The sequence below is a fragment of the Trichocoleus desertorum AS-A10 genome (assembly GCF_039962155.1).
Classification (GTDB): Bacteria; Cyanobacteriota; Cyanobacteriia; order FACHB-46; family FACHB-46; genus Trichocoleus.
The window spans coordinates 106,219-128,611 of the sequence record NZ_JAMPKN010000011.1 but is presented as its reverse complement, the minus strand read 5'-3'; the positions used below and the strand labels follow the sequence as shown (position 1 = coordinate 128,611).

The window sequence follows — 22,393 nt, the reverse complement described above, 5'->3', positions numbered from 1 at the left end:
TTATTTTGGCACTATAAATTTTTACGGTTACCTAGCCCTGGCAGGGCTTAGCCGCCACGCAGGTTCATCAATTCTGCCTAGAATCCTGTTTAAGCCAAGGGGTTTAGGATGCAATGAGCTCTCAAGATCGCTTCCCACCTGTAGAGAAAAATTGGAGTAGATTGGCCAGATTCGGGAAAACTGTAATTCAGTGGTTTTGGCTAAGCTCTTATGTCTCGTCTCAGCGATCGCGCCTTTCATATCCTGCAAACCGAAATCCAGAATTGTGCTAGCAATGATGCTGCGGGCCAAGTGCAGAAAGAAATTGTGCTACGACGGCTAGAGAGACTGCGATCGCAGATGGGTGTACCTGTGGCTGAAGCGGAATTATGTCAGGTGATTAGTGATATTTTTCCAGAGTTTAGTCATAAGGCGATCAAGCAAGCGTTAAGGGCAAATCGTCCTCCTGGAATTTGGAGTAAGGTCAAGCTCGTGACTGTGACCACTGTCGGTGTAGTCGGTGGGATTTATGTCCTCAACTTGCCGTTTCCCATGATTCGGATTCCGGTGGCTAAAGTTGCACCGTTTCTCCTGTTCCCCAGCTACCTCAGCATGGACCACAACTACCGACAAGCAATTTCCTTGGTAGAGCAGTCGGATCAACTGGTCAATCGCGCCACCAGTTCCGCTGATATTAGCTTGGGAGGAGAAAAGGTCAAGTTAGCCCAAACGCATTTGGATGCCTTACCTGTTTGGTTTTTAGGCTATAGCCCCCGAACCTATTGTGGGTTCTTTCAGTGCGGTTGGCGCTTCACGTTAGATGAATTTGAAACAGCCCGCAAAAGTATTGGGCGGATGGAAGCGAAAGTGTTTCAAGAGCAGAATGCTCAAACACAATTAGGAGCGAGTGACAAAGCGCTGAATACTGCCAAGCAGGAATATCAACAAGCCAAAGCTTCCGCTGCCAAAGCAGATGCGATCGCTGACTGGCAAATGGCACTCGACCAGTTGCAACAAGTCCCCTCTGCTACCTTGGCGGGTCGGATGGCTCAAACTAAATTGGTGGCCAGTCAACGGGATTTTGAGCAAGTTACAGGTTTTGCTGCTGGTAGCGCCCGCACCGATACATTAATGAATGCTGGAATGCAGTTAGCCTTGAGAGCCGCCCAACTTGGCCAAAATTCCCCCCATCAAGCTGCAAAATGGGAGCAGATAGTAGCGTTGTGGGAAGATGCGGTTACACAAGTGGAGCAGGCTAGTTTGGCCGATCCCGGCTATGTAGCCTCCCGATCTTTATTGGCAGACTACAAGAAAAATTTGGCGATCGTGCGGATTCGCCTAGAGGCAGAACGAGACTCTGCCGCAGCGCTAGAAGCAGCACAAAGGACGACTCGCTCGTTTTTAGCGTCTGCTACAAGGGAAAACTTCTCGACCGATCGGGGCTATCTCCTCAGCGAACTGCAAGGCATTAGAGATCAGCTAGGCAAGGTCCAGCCTGGAACAACCGCTTATGCTGAAGCCCAGGCGCTGTCGCAATCAGCTCAGAAGAAATTGCAGCAATTACAGCCATGAAAGGTGGGAGTAGGGAGTGAAGGGTAAGAAGTTAGCGATCGCTCATCTTCAGCACTCACCCCTAGATTGAGGATCAAACTTAGCCGCAGCATTAAGGTTGAAAAACAGCTCGTAATAAACCTATGCTGATCCACATCATTGCCGATTATGGACAAGGCGACCTCGCTTTTGCGGAAGTCGTGCAGCGCATCAGACTCTACTTACCAGACGCTGAACCGATCCTTACCCCTGTTCCCGCCTTTTCTACGCTAGCAGCGGGCTTTTGTGTGGCTCAGCTAGGTCTCAATGAAGCTCCCGCTGGCACCATCATTTATCACAACGTTGCGCCTCGCCAGGATGACGAGCAAGCCCGTACAGAAAATGCTGGGGAGCGGCTAGCTTTTGCCCGCTTACCCAATGGAGTACGGGTCATGGGGGTCAATGCAGGGCACGCTTTCTCCTTTGTGCGAGATGCGGCAGCAGAGTTGCGTTGGGCCGCAGTAGCTGCTGAAGGCTCCCAGTTTCGATCGCGGGATCTCTTTCCTCAAGCCGCTGCTGCGATCGCTCTAGGGCAACCAGAAGCGCTAGATGATGTCCTAGAGCCGACGGATATTCCTGATATCCCAGAGAACTGTATTGCTTACATTGATGGTTACGGCAACTTAAAAACCACTATTAAACAGAGCGATCGCAAAGCTGAGGTTGGCTCCGCAATCTCTGTGCGAATTGGTGACACAGAGCAAACCGCGATCGCCAGTGATGGTAGTTTTGCTGTAGAACCAGGGCAGATCGCCTTTGCGCCAGGTAGTAGCGGCTGGACAGATTCCGCAGGTCAAGAAACTCAATGGATGGAGTTATTTTTGCGGGGGCACAGTGCTTGGGAAGCATTTGGCAGACCAGCAGTCGGGTCACAGATTCAAATTCGAGAGCGAATTTTAGCTGGCAATAGCGGTCCTGCTTGAATCGAAAAGCCACTATAATGCCGAGAACAGGCGATCGCTGAGCCGCGAATCATGGCAGGGACAACTACACCGGATAACTATCAGTGGCATTACTCTCTCCAAGGTGATCCCAGCCAACCATTAGTTTTGTTTTTGCATGGCTTATTGGGCGACTGTCATGATTTTGACTCTGTCATCTCCTTGCTAGCCAATCAATTTTGCTGCTTAGCTGTGGACTTGCCAGGACATGGCAAAACGAAGGTCAGAGGTGGAAATGAATCTTATACCATGCCGCAGACCGCTCAAGGGTTAATTCAGCTTTTAGAGCAATTAGAGATTTCTCCTTGTTCCTTAGTTGGCTATTCGATGGGTGGACGGCTGGCGTTATATCTAGCCCTCAACTTTCCTCAATTTTTTCATCGAGTCGGGTTAGAGTCAGCTTCGCCCGGACTCAAAACTGCTGCTGAGCGATCGCAACGCCGCGACCATGATGCCCGACTCGCCGAGCAATTAGAAACAGAAAATTTTTCCGATTTCCTGAGGCGATGGTATGACCAGCCGCTTTTCACCTCTCTCAAGCAGCACCCAGATTTTGAGCAGATCGTAGAACGTCGCTTAGACAATCATCCTCAGGAACTGGCCCAATCTCTCCGCTATCTGAGTACAGGGCGGCAACCTTCTTTGTGGGAGCGCTTACCAGAGAATCAACTGCCGTTGCTGTTGCTAGTAGGTGAACAGGATACGAAATTTAGAGCTATCAATACAGAAATGGCAAACTTATGTCCTAAAACTACATTGAGCATCTTGCCCAACTGCGGTCATAATATCCACTGGGAAAATCCCCACCGATTTGCTCAGCAACTGAGACAATTTTTGGCGATCGCACCTGATGCTAGCAAGGACACCCAGAGGCAAAATCTATGCAATATCAATATTTAGCCGGATTGATTGTTTTTGCAGGCGTTGGCTCTTTCCTGCTCACCGATACCATTGATTTTTTTCGAGACCTAAAACGCCGCGATCGCCGTAACCGTTGGTATGTAGACCTCCTTCGACTTCTGTTTTTAGCTGGAATTACCACAATTGGTTATAAAATTGCTTCAGAAACATTCCGAAGTTCTCAAGACCAAGTCAGCTTTCTTGCGATCGGTTTGGTAGGAGCAGTTGTAGCCTATTTAGTTACTCAAGGCACTAAGGATCTCAGAAGGTCCTAAGGATTCTGTTCTATTGAATATTAGTAGGGGCGTAGCTACTAGGCTTTCCCTAGCTCACCGCCTGAATGCTAAACCCCTACTAATATTCTTAAAGGATATCTGCTTTGTTTAGGGATTGGGTTGATTGACCGAAGCAGTACGAGGTGCCTGATCTAAGTAGCTGTAGACAATGCGAGACACATCCTGGATAAAGTCTCTAGCGGCTGGGTCGTCGTAAGCGCTTTCCACTAAGACAGCGGCGAGATAGTGTTTGCCATTAGGCATGACGACAATTCCAGCATCTCCTAGGAGGAAGCCAATATCTCCGGTTTTGTGCGCGATCGTGGCTCCTCGTCCCAAGCCGACAGGCAGGAGTTTCCGGTTTTTGACTCGTTGCAAAATACCGATCGCTTGGGCCTGACTTTTAGAAGAGAGCAACTTCTGCTGATCTAGCATAGCCAACAGGCGAGTCAACTCTTTGGCAGTGGTGGTATTGGTGCCGCGTAAGTCGGGGAGCCAATTGCGAATTACGGTTTTCTCCAGACCCCAACTGCGGAAACGTTGGTTAAGCACCTGGATGCCACCCATGCGCTTGATGATCATGTTAGTGGCGGTGTTGTCGCTGATGGTAATCATCTTCGTGGCGGTTTCCAACGCCGTAAATTTGCTGCCCACAGGGAGATCTTGCATCTCTCCTGAGCCGCCGACAACCATATCTCGCGTCATGGTCAAGGTTTCGTTGAGCTTGATTTTGCCAGCATCTACATCTTGGAAAAAGGCGATCAAGATGGGCAATTTAATAATGCTGGCAGTCGCGTAGACTTTGTCTCCGTTCAAATCCAAATAATTGCCAGTCTCCATATCCAGAAATGAAATTCCGGAGCGAAGGGATGAGTATTTAGAGGTACGGAGCGAGGATACTCGCTGTTGTAACCAAGTTAGAGGTCTCCCTGCCGGGATCAGACCACCGAAAGTTTCAGGAGGAGGGGCGACAGTGGCGATCGCCTGTGGCACATTACTAGGAGGATTGGCGATCGCAGTCGTGGGTTGGGGCGTGGGCAACTTCACCGTCCACCGAGTTAAGGAACTGCCTCTGACCTGAACTTGCTGCGGATCCACCGTATATCCCGGCGCTAATTCCACGACGAATCGGGCTGTCTGGGCATTGAACTGACCCGTCCGCACTGCTTGTACGGTACCTCCGATCACTTGGCTGGTTTTGGGTCGTCCCAAGCGGATACCAGGTAGATCAATTACAACACGGCTAGGGTTGGCAATCAGTTGAGCCGTTGGCTGCACTCCTTCATCAGTGCTAATCTCTAACTGATTCTGGCGGGCGTCAAACCGCCAAGATTGCAAAACATCGGCGTGGGCAGGAGCTGAAAGTAAAAGCGTCCCGACTAAACTGGGCACAAACCAGGGAAACTTGACAACTGTTTGCATGTCGAGGGTAGGAAAACGTGTGAGCAGGAGCGAGGAAAATCAAGGTGAAAGCGAAGGAGTCATCTCCCTAGCTATTGAACAATGATTGTGGCGCGATCGCATCCCTGAATAAATTGGAGGAACTGCCTATGAGTCGTATCTCGTTCCTCGTTTGTTCCACCGTCTAGACCAAATTCTTAATCTAAAATCATGCTCCTGGTAATAGATGCAGCGAACCAGGAATCTCAAAAAATCTGAATAAACCGGAAGTTTTAACCCGCTAGGTTTAAATCACTGGAACTGAAATCTTAATTAACTAGTTGCGACTGTAGTTAGTAGTAGTTATAAGCTCTAGGCTTAAACTACTGCGTTGGCTGTGAGACCTGGCTCAGTGAGAAATGCTTGGAGGAGCGCGATCGCTTTAGCAAACACATTTTCGGGGGCGCGATCGCAGGTGCATCCAAGCAGGCGTTGCTGGCTGTCACGAATTTCTGATTGCCAAAAGCCCGTAGAAGCAGCGCTGACTTCAATGGCAAATTGTTGTTGAGTCGCGGTACTAACCTGAAAATGCCAGGAGCCAGGTGCAGTTGCAGTCACTTTGATGTTTTGCTTTTTGAAGTCAATCTTCATAAAATTCTTTGCTTCATGCTTGCTTCACGATTACTTCATAGTTGTCTCACAGTTCATAGCGCATTTAGTTCAGTAGAATTAAGGATTTTTGATGAAGAATACGGCAAAAGTGCGTAAGTACTCAGCCCAATATTTTCCTCTCGAAAATCTTTAAGTATTTTTTTGCTTTTGAGGAATAAGTTGCATGGCGATCGCTTCTCGCTTCAAGGCCAGTCTTGAGCTGCTTGCTCTAAAACATAAGCTGACACAGCTTGAACCTGCGGCTCACTTAAACGCTCTTGGAAAGCAGGCATGTTGTTTTTGCCATTAGTTACGAGAGCCGCGATCGCCTCCAAGGAGTCTACTTTATATTTCTTCAGTGCTTTCTGCTTCAGAGTTTTACCGCGACGAATAATATTGCCACCATTGGCATGGCACCCTGCACAGTGAATCTGAAAAAGCTCTGCTCCCTGATTCACATCCGCAGCCGCAGCAGAGCTAGGGGCACCACTCCAAATAATGAGGATCACTATAAGGAGAGCTATTAGTTGCTTCATAAATCAAGTTTTCCTACAATCTGGGCTAAGCAAGAGAAGAAAGTTTTAGTCATCGCCCGTTTCTGAGCTATTTTCTGAGCTTGTTTCGGATACTTCTCCCATTGCCCATGCTTCTCCATTCTCGATCGCTTCTTGGAGAAAGCGTATGGCTAAACGTTTGTAAGCACCAGGCCCCACAAATTGTGGATAAGTATGGGAGCGACTATAAACCCAGACCAAGTCTTCTCCCTCAAAAATTCGGATATCTTGCAGTAGGCTTTTGCATTGCGGTTGCAGAGATTTAGCAGTGTTTAAGGCATCTGTCCAACGGCCAAACTCTTGAGAGAAGTTACGGGTAACAACTTTGAACATCACACTTAGTATTTTTAAGCACCTGCATTAATTTAGTATCCCTCACTTGAGCTTAGATTAAGCAAGGTTTTATCACCAACAATACTTTCATTCATTTCGCGCTCATTGTAAATAAATGCAAATTTTTATCGTGCGTTCCCAAAAAAGTTTCTAATTTTTCTGATGAAGCAAATTTTTCTAGTAATACAGTATGGATTGACTCGAAATAGAGCTGTTTTAGTAGCTCCTAAACATTGAAAAATGGTATAAACCAAGGAGCAAATCAATATATTGGCTGCGATCTGTATCAAAAAAAGTGAAATTTTTATAAAGGGTTCCCATTGCTTTAATCATATTAAATATTCCTTGACATCTACCAGAGTCTTAGAGATAAATGATTAGTATTAGATTTTGGTGAGTATAATCCTCAGATAAAATTAACAAATTTAGGATTTTGAAAGTTTAATGTCCAGAGTTGAAAGGGAATTCGGTTGAGCAAGCAATCACTGTATCAGCTCCCTAGTAGTAGCCAGACATGAAGAACGGTAGCCCTTTAGACCTTGATCGATCGCTGCATTTGTCGATTATTACGCAGTTTTATCCCCCCGATTATGCTGCTACCGGACAACTGATTGAAGAACTGGCCTCCCAATTAAGCCATCAAGGAATTGAAGTTCAGGTTTTTACAGGTCAACCGGGATATGCTTTTCAAGCTAAATCGGCTCCAGCGACTGAGAAGGTTGAGCGGGTCCTAGTTCGGCGATCGCGAACTACCCAAATTTGGCCGCAGCGCATCCGGGGAAAAGTAGTTAGTGGTTTGCTATTTTGTCTGCGTTCTGGACTACATTTACTAAAGAATTCTCGACGAGGAAATATTCTTCTCGTTACCACAGCACCTCCGTATTTGCCAGTTTTAGGTCTCTTCGCTAACTTATGCTTTAAGCTGCCTTATATTTGTCTAATTTATGATCTATATCCTGACGTAGCAATTCAGCTGAATGTTGTTTCGCAAAAACACTGGTTAGCTCAAATTTGGCATGCAATTAATTGGGCTGTTTGGAGTAGATCGCAGCAGATTATTGTCTTGAGTCCTACCATGAAGCAGCGGATTGCTGAGCGGTACCCAGCTTTAAGCGATAAAATTTCAGTGATTCATAGTTGGGCAAATCCTAATAAAATTGTGCCGATCGCCAAGCAAGATAATTGGTTTGCAGCGCAGCACCATTTAACTGAAAAATTTACGGTGCTTTATTCGGGAAATTTTGGTCGCTGCCATGATATGGAGACCATTTTAGCGGCGGCAGATCACCTCAAAAATGAAGCTGTTCAATTTGTATTTATTGGTAGTGGAGCCCAGTATCAAGGTTGCATTGATCAGGCTCAAAGCTTAGGTCTCAATAATTGCTTGTTTCTGCCTTATCAAGATAAGCAGACCTTGCCCTACTCCTTAACTGCCTGCGATTTGTCCTTGGTGAGCATTAGTCCGGGGATGGAAGGATTGGTCGCTCCTAGTAAACTTTATGGCACGCTGGCTGCTGGGCGTCCTGTCGCCATTATTTGTGAATCCCACTCCTATCTTCGTCAGATGCTAGCAGCGGCTGATTGTGGTCAAGCGTTTGAGAATGGAGATGGTAGTGGTTTAGCTCACTTTATTCGTGACTTGGTTCAGAACCGCGAACTATCAGCGAACTTAGGGGCAGCAGGGCGGCGTTATCTTTTAACTCACTTTACGCCAGAGATCATTGCCAAGCAATACTCTAATGTGATCAAGGCTCAAACGAAGATTTCTTACCCCGTAGCCGTAAAAGCTCCTCTCTCTTTATCTTTCAAGCTGAATCATAGCTGGTTATCTAGACTAGGATTCTCTAGAAAAGCTTGATGAAAGGATGAAAAAGAAAAAGAGCAAAAACATTTAGGGGCATAGCATCTAGCTAAAATCCAAATCAGAGAGTTACTGGCTGGATACTATGCCCCAAGCTGTGGTTCTGTAATCTACACGATGCCTAACTTAGGTTTGCAGGAACTTCTAGGGGGACAGAATCGCGCTTTTGGGTGTAGTAGCGATTGTAGTAGTCATAGGATTGAGTGGTGTAGCCCTTAATACCATTCGCCACAATGCCTAAGACGGGGGTGGAAGAAATCCTGAGACTATCTAAAGCCATGACCAAGGTTGAGCGATCGGTTTTTCCGAGTCCTACTACCATGATGATTCCATCGGTATAGGTGGCTAAGATGCTACTGTCTGCCAGCCCTAATACGGGAGGAGTATCGTAGATCACTAAGTCAAAGCTCTCCTGCAACTCTTCCATCAGGTTTTGCATTTTTTTGGAGGAGAGCAACTTCGTAGGATCGGGCGGAATTTGCCCTGCGGTAATGATAAAGAGATTTTCGTCACTAGGCGATCGCTGAATCACCTCTTCAGCAGTCACATTGGTAGCGATTAGGTGGCTCAACCCTCGCATATTGGCTAGGCCCAAGTAAGTATGGACTTGGGGGCGGCGCATATCAGCATCGACCAATAAGACTCGCTGACCCATCGCTGCAGCTGCTTTTGCCAGTTGTAGGGAGATCGTGGATTTGCCTTCCGCAGGAACTGCCGACCCTACGACTAGGGAGCGGATAGGAGTATCTGATCCTAATAAACGAACATTTGTATAAAGCGATCGGAAGGATTCTAAGAAAGGAGAAGTGGTGTAATGGCTAGGACTGGCAATGGGGGCATTTTCCAGATTGAAGGTTTCTAATTGCGATTGCTCGCTAAACTCAGGAGCAAGGTTCTGCTCTGGTAAGGTGAAGCGAGGAGCCACGACACCATACGCAGGTTCGGGTAAACGTTTTTGAAACGGCACCACTCCTAACAGTGGTAACCGGGTCAAATCTTTTAGATCGGTGGGAGAATGAAAAACGTTGTCTAGCTTTTCGGTGAGTAACGCGGCTCCAGTTCCCAGAAGTAAGCCTGCGACAACACCCAGAGCTAAATTGCGAGGAGTATTGGGCGAAATCGGTTGCTGTGGTTCTTGGGGGGCCGAAATAACTTGCCACGGAATGGCTTTCTGGGATGCTTCAATTTGCAGCGTTTCTTTGGTGCCCAAGAAGCGATTTAAGCTTTCAGTGGCGACCTTTAGTTCTCGTTGTAAGTCAGTGTATTGTCTGGCCAGCGCTGGTACAAGCTCAAAGTTTTGCTTCAGGTTGCGCTCTACTTCTGCAAGGGCCAAATTTCGCATTTGCAGCACTTGCACTTGATTGGCTGTATTCACCAACTGCTTACTGAGGTCTAAAGAGATGGAGGTTAAGTTACCATCCGCACCGCTGGGTCGTGCCTGATTGCCCAAGACCTTTTGAGACTCTTCACCTAGAAGGGCTTCTAACTGCTGCTTTTTGTCTTCCAGGATTTGAATATTAGGACTGGTCGGTTGAAACCGAGCTAACTCAACCGCGATTTGAGCTTCCACTTCCTGAATTTGATTCAGGAGTTGTTGGTAGCGGGGAGATTCACTCAAAGAGGCAGCGGCGATCGCCTCCGTTGGCTGGTATCCTACTTGATTTTGTAAGGTGCCGTAGAGGGATTGAGCCTCAATGAGTTGCGTGCGAGCTTCTTGTTGTTGTTTTTCTACATCACTAATGAGTTCAGATAGTTCATTGCCCCGTGACTCTGGATCAATGAGACTGTATCTTTGACGAAATTTTTCCAGCTCTTCTTGCAGGTTGCTAACTCGTTCGCGCAGCTTTGGCAATTGTCCATCGACAAACTGAGTGCCTTGCTGCAAGCTAACTTGTCGCTGTTGCACACCATAGTTGAGGTACAAATCTGACAAGCCTTCGAGGACCGTGTGCACCTTCTTGGGATCGGAGTCGCGGTAGCTGACTAGAAGGATTTTGGTGTTGCTGAGCTGAGTAATGGTGAGATTACTCACTAAGGAACCATAGTTGAGGTCGGGATATAGCTTCTGCAACTTTGATACTGCCGGAGCTAATAATTCAGGGCTGCGCAGCACCTCAATTTGAGTCGCGTAGTCAAAGGTGGGTTGGAGGGCGTTTTGATTCTCCTGTAATAACTGCTGGGGAGATGGCGTATCGGTGACAGGTTCCACCAAAACTTGAAAGTCACCCTTGTAGATCGGGGTTTGACTCCAAGTCCATCCCCAAGTGGTTGCTGTGACTGCGATCGCCACACTCGCCACAATCAACGCTCTACGGCGTAAAACCTCTAGAAAGCTTTTAAGATCAAGCTCGTCCTTGGGGGCATAGTAGGGCTGGGGAGCGTAGTATGTCAGGGGCAGAGCCTGAGGTTGTAGTTCGCCAGGTGGCTGGAGATTTCCTGGTACTAAAGAATAGGGGGATGGTTCCATCTGCATAATTTGCCTACTATTTACCCTAGAAATGAATCAAGCCGAAATCACAAGCCGAGGAGCCGAAATAAACCAAAACCACCAGTAAGGGGTGAAAGTACAGTCCCGATCGCATCTGAAACTCCAGAAATGCCTGAGCGCTTCACAACAATGGTGTCGTTGTTCCGAAGAGGCGGGTTGTCTTTGTCGTTCAATCCCTTGGAAAAGTTAATCGCAACTTGCTGCCTGGACACAGTGCCGTTGGGGTTTAGCCGAATCAGTTCTACCGATCCCTTTTTGGCTCGGCGATTAAAGCCACCTGCGGCGAGCAGTCCTTGGTTAAGGGGGGTATTGGGGGGCACTTCAACTACACCGGGCTGTACCACCTCACCTACGACATTGATTGTGATCTTGTTAGGCGAAAAACTAGCTGAAGCTAGCTCTGTCACTTCCGTGGGAGTCATGGCGGTGGCGGTAGGAATCGCGATGGTATCTCCTTCTTGCAGGGGGATATCTTGACGCACATCTCCAGCCTGCAACAGCTTCCAGAGATCAACATCAATGACTTGGTCGGCCCCTGTTTTGGTCAACCGTCGTAGCTGAATCCGTCGAATGTCTGCTGACTGGGTAATCCCTCCGGCTACCTGAATGGCTCGCGTTACAGTTGGCATTTGTACGCCACCACCTGCCTCGGCCTGTCCATCCATGTTTCCGGTCAGGGTATACGGTCCGGGACGATTGACTTGCCCCACAACCGCAATGCGTAAAGGCTCGGCTTTACTGGCCGCAAAGCTAGCAGCCGCTAATTGGTTAGCTTCCGCTAAATTGACAACTGTTTGAGTCGGGATAAAAATGGTGTCTCCGTCTTGGAGCAACAGGTCTTGCCGTAAGTCTCCCGTTTGCAGGAGTTGCCAGAGATCGACTGTCAACACTTGCTCCCCACCAACATTGAGCGGGCGAGCCCGCCGCACTTGCACCTGTCTGGTGTCAGCCGCTTGAGTAATCCCTCCCGCCAATTGCACCGCGCGAGTGACCGTAGGCACCCCTTGCTCCCCACTGGGAGACACTGTGTAGGAACCGGGATGGCTGACCTCTCCCGCGATCGCAATTTTTAAGGGCCGCGCTCCTAGGAGAGTAATCGTGACAATGGGCCGCTTAATAATCGGGGCATACTTAGCCGAAAGGACGGCAGAGGCTTGCTTGAGGGTCATGCCTTGAACGGGTATGGTGCCGATCAGGGGTAAATTCAGCGAACCATCCGAGAGGACTTGGTGTTCTCCGCTATACTCTGGAACCTGAAAAATATCTAAACGAACGCGATCGCCTGCCCCTAACTGGTAGCCATCGGGGGTGGAATAGGTAGGGGTTAGGCTCGGAGGAGCCGCGTTGGCGGGGGCTAGACTGGCGGGAGCTAAGCTCGGAGAAGTCGTTGTAGGTATGGGGAGCGACATTTGGGCCCATCCTGGAGCCGCTGCACTGCTGAGCAGCAACAAGCTAAAAGTAATCTGACTTAGCGAAAAACTGATGTTATTGTCGTTTTGACCCATTGGAAGCCGACTGCCCTTTTTCCTTCATGGTTTATATGAGATAGCGATCGCACCTGATAAATATTTAGTAAATGTCTGGACTTAGTTAAGCATGACGCTGCCCTAAAGTGCTGTAATGGTTAACCAGTTGCTACCAGTAATCAAATTTTGAGGGGTTGCCTTGGCTTTGGTGCTTAAGCTTTGTCGCTTAATTAGGGCAGAGGGATAGCAGACGATTTGGCAGCATCAAGACTTTTCAATAAACAATGGCATACTTTTGCAAAACTAGATGAGTTATTTAGAAATAGTTCAACTATTTAGAATTAGTTAAACATCCCTAGTGAATCTTCGGATCTAGCTCCCCTATACTCGTTACTAGTTCGGGCATGGCAAGGCAAATCCGGATTCCTAGCAGTAGTCCCTGGATCACTGAGAACAGCAATTGGGTCAGCATCGAGAAAATCAGGTGAGACAAGTATTACGGCAGGTTCAACGGCTCATCAAGACCATCTGGTTCCGGTTGCAAGGCTGGTTGTCAGGAAAACCCCGACAACGCTCTTTCTACCAGCGCCAGACTCCCTTTAGTTGGGTGATCCCCGGTAGACTAGCCGTCGGAGGTTTGCCACAAGCAGAAGATCACCCCCGCTTGGTTGCGGCCAACATCAAGGTAGTTCTGTCTCTCTGTGCTGAGATTGAAGGTTGCTTACCGGAAAAGATTATTCAAGATTTCAATTGTCTGCGGTTCATTTTGCCAGATCGCTACTACACCACTCAGTTAGAGGTGCATCAACTAGCTAAGGCAGTAGAGATTGTGCATCAGAGTGTGCAGAACCAGCTCCCTATCTATGTTCACTGTCTAGCGGGAATCGAGCGATCGCCAACCGTCTGTCTGGCCTATCTCTGCCTCTACCAAAATTTGGAGCTGTGGGAAGCGCTAAATTGGCTTAAGCAGGTGCACCCTTCGACTATGCCTAATGAGTCCCAACTGCGAACCCTCCGGGAGTTTTTGCAAGTCAGGCAAAATTAATAAGCTTTTTTAACAAGTCTTAACTTGTTCAGTCTAGATTTAAATATCATTTTTATTAAATTTTTGCTAAGTTTGGCATCGCTTAAATAAAGCATTTTTGTAGAGATGCAATTGTTGATTGTCCTTAAACTTTTCCCTGAGAGCAAAGTAATATAACTTCAGTCTCGGGGTTGTTTTTGATCAGTTGATCAGGGGCGATCGCAATATACTTTAATTGCTACTTGTTTGATTAATCACATAGTTTTTGAATTTTATCTATGTGTAGGCAGGTGTGTAGGTAGAAGCTTCACTAAGTTTTAATTACGTTCTACTCCTTTCAGCAGTTCAGCCACATTAGCCTTCTCAAGTATCCTAAAGCTGATGCAGCAAATGTTTTGGCAGACAAGGAGCAAGGATGTCGGAGCGAGTACTGGTTGTTGGAGCTACAGGGGGAGTTGGGCAATTAGTTGTAGCCAAACTACTGGAGAAAGGATTCTCTGTGCGAGCCCTAACCCGTAACTCTGCCAAAGCTCAAAAAATGTTTGGCGATCGCGTGGAGACAGCAGTGGGCGATATTCGTCAAGCAGAAACGCTGCCTGCGGCAATGCCAGATATTACGCACATCATTTGTTGTACTGGAACCACCGCTTTTCCCTCGGCTCGCTGGGAATTTGATTTGCCTCCACAAAATCAGTTGCAGCGCCTACAAGCCTGGGGCAAGATTTACTTCGATGCCAATTATCGCAATGCCAAAGCCAAAAACAATCCTGAAAAAGTAGATGCTGAAGGGGTTGCCCATCTGGTTAATGCGGCTCCTAAAAACCTTCAGCGATTTGTCTTTATTTCCTCTTGTGGAGTAGAGCATAAAGATAAACCGCCCTACAACTTATTGAATGCTTATGGCGTGTTGGATGCGAAAGAAAAGGGAGAGCAAGCGATCGCCCGATCAGGTTTACCCTACACCATCATCCGACCGGGACGACTGATTGATGGTCCTTATACTTCCTATGATCTCAATACCTTGCTGAAGGCAACCACCGGAGGTAAGCAGGGAGTGGTACTAGGAACAGGAGATCGATTATCGGGGCAGACGAGTCGGATTGATGTGGCGGCTGCTTGTGTGGAATGTCTGAGCAGTGCAGCAACAGTCAGGAAAGTATTTGAAATTGTGAATCAAGGCACGAGACCACCAGCTCTCAGTTGGACAGAACTGTTCGCCCAAATAGCTTGAGGTGAATAGTTAAAGTCAGGCACTTGATCCGGTGGAGCTAGTCACAGCAATTACGAGCTTAAAGGCGGTAGCGTCACCGTTATAGGCTGCTTGCGGACTGACTTGATAGTTATTTCTCAATATGAGACCAGTTAGTTAGAAATTGGTCTCATATTCAATTTTCGAGACTCATCGTTAGACCAAGATTGAGACTCTTAGTCTAAGAAAGGACGAACTTACAGGGCTATATGAATATCCCTAAACAGTTGCTATGGCTTGAAACTAGAAGACCCTGATGAACTCTAAAGTTCCAAATTATGAATTGATAACTGCGAACTGGCATTACGATTTCAATTGGCGTTTTCCAAGCAGGATTGAGCTATACCTTTTTTGTTTCAGGGCGTGCTGCATACCATGAAAGCTTTGTCTCAAATAGCTCGATAAGACTCAAAGCTAGACTCATTTTGAGACTCAAAATCCATAAAAGAGACAAGTATTTTTCGAGATGGCGGATAATACTAATTCTCTAAATTTTATTTACCGATATTCGCAGGGGCGAACGGACGTTCGCCCCTGCGAATATCATTTGTAGCCCGATTTTTAGGAATTGGTATTAGATATTGGGCTTCTACTGGGTCTGGTTAAACATCGCATTGCCCCATGTCCGTGTGAGGTTTAACTAAACCCCGTCTTTAGCGACCAACCTATTTGGCTACTTCACCTCTAACGCCGCTCCTTTTCGCTTACCTGAGATTCCTTTTTTAGTTGGCGTGGGATTGTTCGGTTTAGCTTTGTGGTTTGCCATCAAAACCTTCTCTAAGCACTCCTGGCAAAGCGAATCTCTTTAAACTCATCCTGTCAGTTCGGCGATCGCATTCAGCAGTTCGTAAATATCTAATGGTTTGACCATATATTTCTGGAAACCGGATACTAATGCTCCTTCGTTATGGGCTCGCTCTGAAAGCTTGGTACTGTAGCCCGTCATCGCGATCGCTGGCAAAATCTTACGAGGATTTTTCTGCAAGTTTCTGATTTGCTTGAGCAGATCGTAACCGTCGCCATCGGGAAGTTGGATATCAGTAATGAGAATATCGGGTTCAAAAGATTGCAGTACTTCTAGAGCCTCCTGGGCTGTGCCTGCTACCCTCACCTGGGCTCGCGCCTGACTCAAAAGCAGACTGAACAATTCTGCTGTGTCCGAGTCATCTTCAACGACCAAAATCGACAAGTCGTTGAGGAGTTCTAGAGTACTTGGCGCTTCACTCATCGGGTTGATGTGTTGCGGTGTACGCAATTATTCAAAAAGCCATACTTGCTCGTAAGCAAGGCTTTTGCCTGCCGACATAAAGGGTTTGGACTAAAAATGGACTAAATTTTAACCCTTGTTTTGAGTTGCTTGGCTTGCCCCAGTAGGCTTTGCGATCGCGTAACTCAACTATAAACCGAGATGCCCAATTCGCTTCTACAAACTATTTCGAGGCAGAGCATCTGTCAGCATCTATCGATTTGTGGCTTTTCCTTCCTAGCATGAGCCTTCTAGATAACCCAATCTGACCCTGCATCAAAAGGCTATTACTATTGCCGATTTAGCTTGTCTTTCAGCAAGACTTATATTCTCTAAATAAGTCTTGCTGAAAGATTGCTGATATTGAATTGAGACGAGTTTTGCATTGCCGCACAGGGGATGAAAACTGTAGCGGCAGGTCTCGTGCTGGCTGTTTAATATCAGGACAACCCCAAGGAATTGCCCTTATCCACTTCAACTGTCCTGCAACTATGCAACACCCAGACTTTTAACCCTACCCAGGAATAGTGTAAAAGTCAGATCGTGAAAGGCTCGATCGCGTAGTTCTTCCATTTTCGTTGCACCCGCTCCGACACATAAGGTCGAATCACGAACTGCGGCGGTTTACCTGCTTTGACATCGATCCGCAAAAAAGAATAAGGTCGTCGCTTTTGAGTGCCCGCTCCAGTTCTGCCCACATAGAGCAGCGATCGCGCCACCAAACGATCATCAGGGTTAGCAATAGTGCTGATAGACTCTTGCAGTTCTGGCCCTTCCTCTCTCTGGCGACGCAGACTAAAACCACTGCCTCCACAAACGATCCAGTTGAGACGAGAATCGGCATGACCTGTGTCCAGGGTGCGGAGGTATTCCAAGCAATGAGCATGTCCATTGAGAACTAAATCTACCAAAGGAGCACCATCAGGCAACGGCCCTAGCTCAGCCGCTACTGCATCCAAAACTTGGCGCAAACGGTGACGAATCGCTAACGTTTGACCTTGGTGCCATTTGGTTGCTTCCGTGACATAAGGAGGATGATGAAAATAGAGCACACGTCCCCGCACTGCTTCTGTGTGCCAAGACTCAATCAGTCGTTGTTTCAGCCAATTCAGTTGCTCCTGATCTACAACCACAGTTTCGTCGGCTGCTAATTGTTTTTCAATATCTAACTTGGCTTCTTCCAGTTGCTCCAACTTAGTGCGCATGTCATCTAGGCGCTCAGCTTCTTCCGGTTGGTTAGGCTTCAGTGTCGTGGAAGTCGCTAGGATTTGTTGTTTTTGCTGCTCTAATTCATCTCGTTGTTTTTCTAAGACATGGCGGTAAGCTCTGCCCTCTCCTGTCGTGGGTAAAGGGAGCGGTGCATTAAACGTATTAGAGTCAAGCGCAAAGAAATCGATGCCGCCATAGCGAAAGGTGTAATAGCGATTCGGCAATCGTGTAAACTGCCCCGGATCGTAACGGAGAGATAAACCTGTATCTGTTTTTGCGGTGTAATGAGTGTCTAGATGTTGAGCGATCGCTTGAGGCGAACCGAGTCGATTTAAGCAATCTAAAAATGCCTGAGCATACACCTTGCCTTGACCAGAACCTCGCCAACCAATATCAAAGTCTAAGTGGGATTGCAGTAAGCGACGGAACGGCAAGGTTGCCTGCACCAGCAAACCCAAGGCTAACGGCAGGTCATAGTAATCATGATTGCCAGGAGTAGGAAGAAAAGGAAAGTTGAACACCATGCGATCGTAAGGAATTTTTTCTGGTCGCTCCCCTCCGACTAGAAACTCACGATACGGCTCAATAAAATTTTTCAGATAGTACTCACTCGCACCCACCAAATAGATCACATCGCCTGTGTGCAACACAAAACGAGAGTTCTCTTGCTGGGCCAGCATCTGCTCTGCTACTTGCCGTTGAGGACTATGGCCGCGATGTTCTCCAGATCCACTATCCCCCACCACCAAAAAAGAGAAATCTGTATCTTCCGCTCCTCCATCCTCAATGACCAACCGAGTTTGATCAATTCCTCGCTCCAGCACCAGTGGATCTTGCCACCGAACTCGCTGCTGCATTTGGCGAATCTTGTCAGCGATCGGCGGGTCAGAAACAAATTTCATACGACATCATTTCCAAAGGAGGGAATTTGACCAACGTGAGCTTCAAGTTGCAACACTAGACTACCTTCTTGAATCTCCAACTGATGAACTCGCACCACCATATCTTCCCATTTGAGGTAGGGCAACTCCATCAGCTCTTTCATTTTCTTGAAGAAGGCAAAAGTCAGTCCAAAGGGTAATCCTTGACCGGGATGACAACGGAATTCTTCTAACAAAACAGGCTGCTCTTCGGTTCGAGGGTATATTACAGCCGAAAATCTAGTTCGCTGTTCTTGACCGTTCTCATTTCGCACCACATTGGCCATAAATTGAATTTTGCCGCCGCTCAACAATTGAATCTCCATAGGCGGCTGCAATTCTACCGTCACCATTTGACCGTCTACATTCAGAGCCCAAGGAGACAAATATTGCTTGAGGGCATCCGAGTTTAAAGTTTGGTTGAGGTCTGCTTCTGTCAGCACAACTCGAACCGTTGTATCGACGGGATGGTCTAGCTTGAGCTTGCCGAACAGCGCACTGAGCGGGTTAATAGCTACTCCTTGCGTATGCACCTCTAGCTCTTGCACCCGGACATCGGGTTGAACCACCAGTCCTTGACCTGTCACAGAAACTTGCTTGGCCTGTCCCTGGACAATTTTTCCTAGATCAGTGCGTACATCTACTGCGATCGCGTCCGCAGCATCTAATTGGCTAGCCAACCCCGCTTCCACGACTTGAGCCAGTACTTGTTCTTCTAAACGCGGTTCTTCTGACATAAGTATGTTGTCCTAAATACTTTGATTTTTTATCAAATAAAAACAACGCCCCCCCTGGACGTTGCTTTAAAGTTTTGATCTTAAGGAACTCACCCGCAATCACAAGGAATTATCGAAACAGTTAGTAAACGCCTTCCTGACGGTTAAGACGCTCATCATGCTTCAGAATGACCCAAATCGCATGGATGCTGCCAGGTAACCAACCCAACAAAGTCAGCACAATATTGATGATCAAAGTGGGGCCAATTCCCACAGTCAGGAAGATGCCTAGAGGAGGCACCAAAATACCTGCAAGAATGCGAACCAGTTTCATAGAATTCCTTCCGTTTGTTAAATTTGTTTTGTCTGTATTCTCCTAAACCCATCGCTCGAAATACTCCGTCGAATGGGCTATTTCATCACCAGGGCTGGGTAGATCCAGCCAGGGCAAATTTAGAGCCAGCGTGTAGCGGTAAAAACTAAACTTCGGTTTTTAGATCCACACTTCTCTCAGCAAAGTATCGATTCATGAAAGTGCTGACGAAAGACAGGATCACGGGACCGAGCAAGAAGGCAATCAAACCATCGACTCTGAATCCGGGAACTAAGACGGATGAGAGCCAGAAACAAAGACCGTTCACAACAAGCGAAAAAGCTCCCAAGGAGACAAAATTCAGAGGCAAGGAGAGCACGCTTAAAACAGGCTTGACGCCAGCGTTCACTAAACCGATCGCGATCGCCGCAATGAGAGCAGCCGGGAAGGTCGCGATATCAACGCCAGGAACGGCTAAATCAACTACCAGCAAACTCAATGCAGTCGCGACCAGCGTTAAAAGATTACTAATCATCTTGGTTTTCCCTTAAACACAACAGTAAAACGCTTTAAAAGTTCTACGTTGATCGTGCAAGACCCAACCTGTCTATAACCTCTCTAAGAAGACAGATCTTCCAGTGGGGCTTAAGTCGTAGAAATCCATCGACCCAAATGCTGCCCGATTGCCCAATGCTGACACTGAAGCCTAAACCTCGTTTAAGATGTTTGGCGGAACAGGCGCTCTAATTAAAAAATGTGATGAGTCGAAAGCAATGGGTTGTTTTAGCTTTGGCCTTGCTGATGATTGGGCTGGCTTGGGTGGGCGTCCTTGGTGCGCGGAGTGGTTTAGTGGTGCGTCAGATAGCGCGGAGCGATGTGCCCCTAATTTATCTGGCTCCCCAAAACCAGACTCGTGTTCCTGGAGTGCTGATTGCTCATGGCTTTGCGGGTTCTAAGCAACTAATGTTGGGCTATGGGCATGTATTAGCGCATGCTGGTTATGGAGTGATGCTGTGGGATTTCTCTGGGCATGGTGGCAGTACGCTACCCCAGCGTGATTCTTTGCAAGCAGATTTACAAGTGGCTTATGAGGTGCTGGTGGCTCAGCCAGAGATTGATGCGACTCGGTTGGCGCTGTTGGGTCACTCAATGGGCAGCGGATCAGTAATGACGGCTGGCATTCAACAAGCCGATCGCTTTGCCGCTACTGTAGCGATCTCCCCCACGGGAGCCAAAGTCACACCCGAATCACCCCGAAACTTACAACTCCAAGCAGGCGCTTGGGAAGGTGGATTCATTGCCAATGCGGAACGATTGCTAGACAGAGCAGGCGGAGAAAATGAGAACTTAGCAGCAGGACAAGGGCGATCGCTCGTGCTGATTCCCAAAGCCGAGCACATTACAATTCTGTTTCGTCAGGCGAGTCACCAAGCCGCTTTGCGTTGGCTGGATGCTACATTTGGCCGTCAAAGCTCCAGTCTATATATAGATCAGCGCATGGCTTGGTACGGGTTGCATCTCCTGGGTTGGTTGCTTGCGATGGGAGCAATATTGCCATCTTTTACAGGATCGAGCCCAGCGTTGAGCCAGGTTAGTAAATTTCAGGTGCGATCGCCGATTCGGCGCTGGGGCAGCTTGCTGGTTTCGGCTTTGGCAGCCAGCGGCACCATCCCGTTGCTAGGAGGCGGGAAAAATTTAGCAGCACTGGGAGGTGTGCAAGTCGGAGGAGCAGTGGCGCTGTGGTTTGGCATTGCAGGAATTCTCTGGCTAGGACTGCTAACTCAATTTCCGCGACCGACGCTTCGCGCTCTGCTGTTAGGTTTCTCGGTCTTCGCACTCTTGTGGATTGGCTTTGGCCTGATGGCTCAACTCGTCTGGTTGCAATGGTGGCTCATTCCGACTCGCTTAGCCCTTTGGCCTTGGCTAGCCCTGGGGTTTTTACCGTGGTTTTTAGCCTCTGGTATGGCTCAGCAGGATATTTCAGGTGGTTCCCAAATTGTATGGTGGTTGGGTCAGAGCATTGCCCTAGTCATAGGAATTTATCTGATGCTGCAATTTTCTCCCCAACTGGGTTTTCTCTATATCCTGCTGCCTCTGTTTCCACTATTTATGGCTCTCTTTGCTTATGTGGCAGCTCTACTCAACAATACTTGGGGTTATGCTTTAGGCTGTGCGTTGTTCTTTGGGTGGGCGATCGCGGCAGCTTTTCCCCTCGCTTCGTAAGCAAGCAAAAGCCTCTGCGTCAGTCGCAGAGGCTCGAATTTCTCAGAAACTATTTAACAAAAACCAGATCTCAAACTCTAGCCGTATCAAATCAAATTTTAGGAGACACCACGACGGCCACTAACAGCGTAGTAAATAAAGAGAGCCACGATCGCGCCTAAAACAGCAACCAAAATACCACCCAAGCTTAAGCCAGCCGAAGTTAAGGCCAGCGATCCTGTCGTGAGGAAGCTAAAGAGGCTACCACCCACAAAGGCACCAATAATTCCTAACAACATTGTGCCGAGGATACCGCCACCCTGACTACCAGGATAGATAGCTTTAGCAATAGCACCCGCGATTAAACCTAATACGATCCAAGCCAAAATATTCATCTTTGTTCCCCTTTCTTAAAACCTATGGGTTCTAAATAAACGTTCTAAACTTGATGCATGAATTCCTGAACACATTTATAAGTTATCGAACCACCTAGGACTTTCCAAACTATCACAAGAGAGAAAGCTGTTCTTGCCTACGGCAGAGTTTGGTTCAGTTCGGTCTCTACCTATGCGTAGAGTGATGGCAAAAAAATAGGGGCAGCAACCCTTTGGAAGTTACTGCCCCAGAATTAGATAGTACTCGCTATCTAAACTTGCTATTTAGCTATTTAAGCGATCGCTTATGCAGGAATTAGCACAGTATCGATAATATGAATGACACCATTATCAGCAGCAACATCGGGAGTTGTGACTGTGGAATCATTAATTTTGACACCGCTGGAAGCATCAATTTTCACATCTGAACCTTCAACGGTAGTCGCTGATTTCAGCTTGGTGACATCCGCTGCCATCACTTTTCCAGAGACGACATGATAGGTCAAGATTTTTGTGAGCTTAGGCACATCTTGAAGTAGTGCATCTACAGTTCCTGCGGGAAGCTTAGCAAATGCTTCGTCGGTCGGTGCAAAGACTGTAAATGGACCTTCACCTTTAAGTGTATCGACTAAATTGGCAGCCTTGACTGCGGCAACTAGGGTGCTGAATGAACCAGCATTAACGGCAGTATCAACAATGTCAGCCACGTATTCACCTAGTTT

At 47.5% G+C, this 22,393-nt stretch carries 21 protein-coding genes; 8 read left to right on the top strand and 13 right to left on the bottom strand.

What is annotated here, in order from left to right:
- The first annotated feature begins 210 nt into the window (after positions 1-210).
- The 4 genes from NDA01_RS16130 to NDA01_RS16115 all read left to right on the top strand — a co-directional run bounded on the left by NDA01_RS16130 (position 211) and on the right by NDA01_RS16115 (position 3,685).
- Positions 211-1,551, top strand: coding sequence for a hypothetical protein (locus tag NDA01_RS16130; RefSeq protein ID WP_348228728.1), 1,341 nt, complete (start codon positions 211-213; stop codon positions 1,549-1,551).
- A 122-nt stretch (positions 1,552-1,673) separates the two neighbouring features.
- Positions 1,674-2,492 (top strand): SAM hydrolase/SAM-dependent halogenase family protein, encoded by an 819-nt coding sequence (locus NDA01_RS16125; RefSeq protein WP_190440168.1) that lies wholly within the window; start codon positions 1,674-1,676, stop codon positions 2,490-2,492.
- A gap of 51 nt (positions 2,493-2,543) precedes the next feature.
- Entirely contained in the window at positions 2,544-3,410 is an 867-nt protein-coding gene (gene menH, locus NDA01_RS16120) for a 2-succinyl-6-hydroxy-2,4-cyclohexadiene-1-carboxylate synthase (RefSeq protein ID WP_348228727.1), read from the top strand.
- A complete protein-coding gene (locus NDA01_RS16115; protein WP_348228726.1) occupies positions 3,392-3,685 on the top strand; it encodes a hypothetical protein in 294 nt (97 codons plus the stop codon). The genes menH and NDA01_RS16115 overlap by 19 nt, the downstream gene beginning before the upstream one ends.
- A gap of 108 nt (positions 3,686-3,793) precedes the next feature.
- Here NDA01_RS16115 and NDA01_RS16110 read toward each other — a convergent pair whose 3' ends face one another.
- The 4 genes from NDA01_RS16110 to NDA01_RS16095 form a co-directional block, all read right to left on the bottom strand.
- Positions 3,794-5,107, bottom strand: coding sequence for a serine hydrolase (locus tag NDA01_RS16110; protein WP_348228725.1), 1,314 nt, complete (start codon positions 5,105-5,107; stop codon positions 3,794-3,796).
- Positions 5,108-5,443: 336 nt separating this feature from the next.
- Positions 5,444-5,716 carry a hypothetical protein gene (locus tag NDA01_RS16105; protein WP_190549848.1) on the bottom strand — a complete coding sequence of 91 codons (273 nt, stop codon included), beginning with the start codon at positions 5,714-5,716 and terminating at the stop codon, positions 5,444-5,446.
- Positions 5,717-5,919: 203 nt separating this feature from the next.
- Positions 5,920-6,252: a cytochrome c6 PetJ gene (petJ, locus tag NDA01_RS16100; RefSeq protein ID WP_348228724.1), complete on the bottom strand. Its 333-nt coding sequence runs from the start codon at positions 6,250-6,252 to the stop codon at positions 5,920-5,922.
- A gap of 45 nt (positions 6,253-6,297) precedes the next feature.
- On the bottom strand, positions 6,298-6,603 hold the full coding sequence (locus NDA01_RS16095; protein WP_348228723.1) for a hypothetical protein: 306 nt from the start codon (positions 6,601-6,603) through the stop codon (positions 6,298-6,300).
- Positions 6,604-7,117: 514 nt separating this feature from the next.
- Between NDA01_RS16095 and NDA01_RS16090 the strand changes: the two genes are divergently transcribed.
- The gene (locus NDA01_RS16090) at positions 7,118-8,461 is read left to right on the top strand and encodes a glycosyltransferase family 4 protein (RefSeq protein ID WP_348228722.1); all 1,344 of its coding nucleotides are present in this window, start codon (positions 7,118-7,120) and stop codon (positions 8,459-8,461) included.
- A gap of 124 nt (positions 8,462-8,585) precedes the next feature.
- Here the strand turns inward: NDA01_RS16090 and NDA01_RS16085 are convergent, their stop codons facing one another.
- Positions 8,586-10,931, bottom strand: coding sequence for a GumC family protein (locus NDA01_RS16085; protein WP_348228721.1), 2,346 nt, complete (start codon positions 10,929-10,931; stop codon positions 8,586-8,588).
- A gap of 47 nt (positions 10,932-10,978) precedes the next feature.
- Positions 10,979-12,457 (bottom strand): SLBB domain-containing protein, encoded by a 1,479-nt coding sequence (locus NDA01_RS16080; RefSeq protein WP_199299218.1) that lies wholly within the window; start codon positions 12,455-12,457, stop codon positions 10,979-10,981.
- A gap of 421 nt (positions 12,458-12,878) precedes the next feature.
- On the opposite strand from NDA01_RS16080, the gene NDA01_RS16075 reads away from it, so the two are divergent.
- Both NDA01_RS16075 and NDA01_RS16070 read left to right on the top strand, forming a co-directional pair.
- Entirely contained in the window at positions 12,879-13,463 is a 585-nt protein-coding gene (locus NDA01_RS16075) for a dual specificity protein phosphatase family protein (RefSeq protein ID WP_190440185.1), read from the top strand.
- 394 nt (positions 13,464-13,857) lie between these two features.
- Complete coding sequence (locus NDA01_RS16070; protein ID WP_348228720.1) at positions 13,858-14,673, top strand: SDR family oxidoreductase; 816 nt, start codon at positions 13,858-13,860, stop codon at positions 14,671-14,673.
- 829 nt (positions 14,674-15,502) lie between these two features.
- On the opposite strand, the gene NDA01_RS16065 is transcribed toward NDA01_RS16070, so the two are convergent.
- The 5 genes from NDA01_RS16065 to NDA01_RS16045 all read right to left on the bottom strand — a co-directional run bounded on the left by NDA01_RS16065 (position 15,503) and on the right by NDA01_RS16045 (position 19,630).
- On the bottom strand, positions 15,503-15,919 hold the full coding sequence (locus tag NDA01_RS16065) for a response regulator (protein WP_348228719.1): 417 nt from the start codon (positions 15,917-15,919) through the stop codon (positions 15,503-15,505).
- A 554-nt stretch (positions 15,920-16,473) separates the two neighbouring features.
- On the bottom strand, positions 16,474-18,048 hold the full coding sequence (locus tag NDA01_RS16060; RefSeq protein WP_348228718.1) for a metallophosphoesterase: 1,575 nt from the start codon (positions 18,046-18,048) through the stop codon (positions 16,474-16,476).
- Positions 18,045-18,803, bottom strand: a complete 759-nt coding sequence (locus NDA01_RS16055) for an LmeA family phospholipid-binding protein (protein WP_348228717.1) — start codon at positions 18,801-18,803, stop codon at positions 18,045-18,047. Before NDA01_RS16055 ends, NDA01_RS16060 begins: the two co-directional genes overlap by 4 nt.
- A gap of 121 nt (positions 18,804-18,924) precedes the next feature.
- A complete protein-coding gene (locus NDA01_RS16050; protein WP_190440200.1) occupies positions 18,925-19,116 on the bottom strand; it encodes a YqaE/Pmp3 family membrane protein in 192 nt (63 codons plus the stop codon).
- A gap of 145 nt (positions 19,117-19,261) precedes the next feature.
- Positions 19,262-19,630: a phage holin family protein gene (locus NDA01_RS16045; protein WP_190440201.1), complete on the bottom strand. Its 369-nt coding sequence runs from the start codon at positions 19,628-19,630 to the stop codon at positions 19,262-19,264.
- Positions 19,631-19,854: 224 nt separating this feature from the next.
- Between NDA01_RS16045 and NDA01_RS16040 the strand changes: the two genes are divergently transcribed.
- Complete coding sequence (locus tag NDA01_RS16040) at positions 19,855-21,318, top strand: alpha/beta fold hydrolase (RefSeq protein WP_348228716.1); 1,464 nt, start codon at positions 19,855-19,857, stop codon at positions 21,316-21,318.
- A 98-nt stretch (positions 21,319-21,416) separates the two neighbouring features.
- Here NDA01_RS16040 and NDA01_RS16035 read toward each other — a convergent pair whose 3' ends face one another.
- A complete protein-coding gene (locus tag NDA01_RS16035; RefSeq protein WP_348228715.1) occupies positions 21,417-21,692 on the bottom strand; it encodes a GlsB/YeaQ/YmgE family stress response membrane protein in 276 nt (91 codons plus the stop codon).
- A gap of 284 nt (positions 21,693-21,976) precedes the next feature.
- The gene (locus NDA01_RS16030) at positions 21,977-22,378 is read right to left on the bottom strand and encodes a fasciclin domain-containing protein (protein ID WP_190440206.1); all 402 of its coding nucleotides are present in this window, start codon (positions 22,376-22,378) and stop codon (positions 21,977-21,979) included.
- Between the last annotated feature and the right edge of the window lie 15 nt (positions 22,379-22,393).

Bases quoted from the DNA above. Each gene is read 5' to 3' on its own strand.
- NDA01_RS16130 (WP_348228728.1), top strand. From the start codon at position 211: ATGTCTCGTCTCAGCGATCGCGCCTTTCATATCCTGCAAACCGAAATC.
- NDA01_RS16125 (WP_190440168.1), top strand. From the start codon at position 1,674: ATGCTGATCCACATCATTGCCGATTATGGACAAGGCGACCTCGCTTTT.
- menH (WP_348228727.1), top strand. From the start codon at position 2,544: ATGGCAGGGACAACTACACCGGATAACTATCAGTGGCATTACTCTCTC.
- NDA01_RS16115 (WP_348228726.1), top strand. From the start codon at position 3,392: ATGCAATATCAATATTTAGCCGGATTGATTGTTTTTGCAGGCGTTGGC.
- NDA01_RS16110 (WP_348228725.1), bottom strand. From the start codon at position 5,107: ATGCAAACAGTTGTCAAGTTTCCCTGGTTTGTGCCCAGTTTAGTCGGG.
- NDA01_RS16105 (WP_190549848.1), bottom strand. From the start codon at position 5,716: ATGAAGATTGACTTCAAAAAGCAAAACATCAAAGTGACTGCAACTGCA.
- petJ (WP_348228724.1), bottom strand. From the start codon at position 6,252: ATGAAGCAACTAATAGCTCTCCTTATAGTGATCCTCATTATTTGGAGT.
- NDA01_RS16095 (WP_348228723.1), bottom strand. From the start codon at position 6,603: ATGTTCAAAGTTGTTACCCGTAACTTCTCTCAAGAGTTTGGCCGTTGG.
- NDA01_RS16090 (WP_348228722.1), top strand. From the start codon at position 7,118: ATGAAGAACGGTAGCCCTTTAGACCTTGATCGATCGCTGCATTTGTCG.
- NDA01_RS16085 (WP_348228721.1), bottom strand. From the start codon at position 10,931: ATGGAACCATCCCCCTATTCTTTAGTACCAGGAAATCTCCAGCCACCT.
- NDA01_RS16080 (WP_199299218.1), bottom strand. From the start codon at position 12,457: ATGGGTCAAAACGACAATAACATCAGTTTTTCGCTAAGTCAGATTACT.
- NDA01_RS16070 (WP_348228720.1), top strand. From the start codon at position 13,858: ATGTCGGAGCGAGTACTGGTTGTTGGAGCTACAGGGGGAGTTGGGCAA.
- NDA01_RS16065 (WP_348228719.1), bottom strand. From the start codon at position 15,919: ATGAGTGAAGCGCCAAGTACTCTAGAACTCCTCAACGACTTGTCGATT.
- NDA01_RS16060 (WP_348228718.1), bottom strand. From the start codon at position 18,048: ATGAAATTTGTTTCTGACCCGCCGATCGCTGACAAGATTCGCCAAATG.
- NDA01_RS16055 (WP_348228717.1), bottom strand. From the start codon at position 18,803: ATGTCAGAAGAACCGCGTTTAGAAGAACAAGTACTGGCTCAAGTCGTG.
- NDA01_RS16050 (WP_190440200.1), bottom strand. From the start codon at position 19,116: ATGAAACTGGTTCGCATTCTTGCAGGTATTTTGGTGCCTCCTCTAGGC.
- NDA01_RS16045 (WP_190440201.1), bottom strand. From the start codon at position 19,630: ATGATTAGTAATCTTTTAACGCTGGTCGCGACTGCATTGAGTTTGCTG.
- NDA01_RS16040 (WP_348228716.1), top strand. From the start codon at position 19,855: ATGAGTCGAAAGCAATGGGTTGTTTTAGCTTTGGCCTTGCTGATGATT.
- NDA01_RS16035 (WP_348228715.1), bottom strand. From the start codon at position 21,692: ATGAATATTTTGGCTTGGATCGTATTAGGTTTAATCGCGGGTGCTATT.